General features: G+C 72.0%; 3 protein-coding genes. All 3 read right to left on the bottom strand.

Going from position 1 to position 1,765, the window contains the following annotated elements; all coding sequences use genetic code 11:
* A partial coding sequence (locus tag SACSA_RS23825) for a DsbA family protein (RefSeq protein WP_019819304.1) occupies positions 1–420 on the bottom strand: 420 nt, incomplete at its 3' end.
* A gap of 15 nt (positions 421–435) precedes the next feature.
* Positions 436–1,176: a 3-oxoacyl-[acyl-carrier-protein] reductase gene (gene fabG / locus SACSA_RS0118935; protein WP_019819301.1), complete on the bottom strand. Its 741-nt coding sequence runs from the start codon at positions 1,174–1,176 to the stop codon at positions 436–438.
* Positions 1,173–1,765 (bottom strand): 3-hydroxyacyl-ACP dehydratase FabZ family protein (locus SACSA_RS23820; RefSeq protein WP_019819300.1); only part of this gene is annotated, 593 nt, incomplete at its 5' end. The genes SACSA_RS23820 and fabG, both read right to left, overlap by 4 nt.

The following is a 1,765-nucleotide window of genomic DNA, read 5'->3' as shown; positions in this document are numbered from 1 at the left end:
GGCCGCGGCGGCCACGACCTCCGGGGAGGAGATGTCCTCACCTCGTTCCCAGCGGCCGCGGTAGACCTCGGCGAGGTAGGCCGCACCGGCGCCCTCCGCCCGCGCGGCCAGGTAGCCGAGGTGGGCCACCTCCCAGCGGGGGTTCCGGTCCACCGGCCAGCGCATCGCCAGGCCGCGCTCGGCCGCCAGCCTGCGCACGTCCTGCAGGATGTAGCGGTGCTTGGCCTGCGACATGGGCACGTACGGGAAGCTGCCGCCTGCCTCGGCCAGCACGGCCGACCACTCGGGGTCCGGCTCCCAGAACGGCCGCCACTCGATCGCCTCCGCGACGTCCGGGTGGTGGTCGACGAGGTCCCGGTAGGCCAGCCACGAGTACGGGCTGCGGAACGAGAAATACCAGCGGGGTGGTTTCTTCGGCATGGTCGCCAGCTCCTTCTACAGCGTGATCCCGCCGTCGACGTGCAGCACACTGCCGGTGACGTAGGCCGCGCGGTCGGAGGACACGAACGACACCAGGTCGGCGACCTCGTCGGCCGTGCCGAAGCGCCGCAGCGGCACCGAAGCCAGCGACTTCTGCCTGACCTGCTCGCTGAGGCCGGCGGTCATGTCGGTGTCCACGAAGCCGGGCGCCACGACGTTGACGCGGATGCCGTAGCGGCCGGACTCCTTGGCCAGTGCCTTGGAGAACCCGATGATCCCGGCCTTGGCCGCGGAGTAATTGGTTTGTGTGGCGTTGCCGTGCACACCGGCCACCGACGAGAGGTTGACGATGCTGCCCCGGCCGCGCTTCATCATCTCGAAGATCACGGCACGGCAGGTGTGGTAGACGCCGTCGAGGTTCACGTCGAGCACCGCGTGCCAGTCCTCGTCGTTCATCATCACCAGCGGGTTGTCCCGGGTGATGCCCGCCGAGGTCACCAGCACGTCCACCGCGCCGAGTTCGTCGGTGACCCGCTGAACCATTCCCCGCACCTCGTCCGCGTCGGCCATCTCGGCGCGAAACGCCCGCACGGTGCCGCCGTGCTCGGAGGCCAGCGTGGTCACCTCGTTCGCGGCCTCCTCGTTGCTGCGGTAGGCGAAGGCGACGTCGTAGCCGTCGCTCGCCAGGCGCAGCACACAGGCGCGGCCGATCCCACGTGAGCCGCCGGTGACCAGCGCCACCCGGTTGTCGGTCATCTCGCCTCTCCTTCTTCTGGGGACGGCGCGGCGCGCAGCGCCTCCGCCGGCCGGAAGGTCATCACCACGCGTTCCACGGTCAGCACGACGCGGCCCGCCACGGTCGAGCGGCCGGTGACCAGCACGGTGTCGGACAGCTCCCGGACGATCTCGACGTGATGCTCGACGAGGTCGCCGGGCAGGACGTCGTGTGCGAACTCGACGCCGCTGAGGCCGCCGAAGAGCATCACCCGCCCGCTGGTGACGTCCGGGTTCGGGCACCGCGCGGTGGCGAGCACGCCCGCCGCCTGGCACCACGACTCGATCAGCAGCGTCTGCGGGTAGGCCAGCTCGCGTCGCGTCGCGGTGGCGCCGGTGCCCGCGTACCAGGGTTCGTTGCCCGACACGGCCTTGCGCGCGGTCAGCCGCCTGCCGGGGACCAGCTCGGTGACCTGGTCCACCAGCAGGACGGGGTACCGGTGCGGCAGCAACGCGCGGATGCCCGCGGCGTCCAGCGCGGGTGCGGGGCCGTCGGGTGTGGCCCCCTCCGGCGCTGCCTCGGTGGGCGACCGGGCCGGGACCGGATCGGCGGAGACGGCGGGCGGGTGGG

Origin of the sequence: Saccharomonospora saliphila YIM 90502 (assembly GCF_000383795.1) — a bacterium.
Lineage (GTDB): Bacteria > Actinomycetota > Actinomycetes > Mycobacteriales > Pseudonocardiaceae > Saccharomonospora > Saccharomonospora saliphila.
This window is presented reverse-complemented; position numbering and strand designations above follow the sequence as displayed.

Coding starts and splice junctions, on each gene's coding strand:
- fabG (WP_019819301.1), bottom strand. CDS start 1,176: ATGACCGACAACCGGGTGGCGCTGGTCACCGGCGGCTCACGTGGGATC.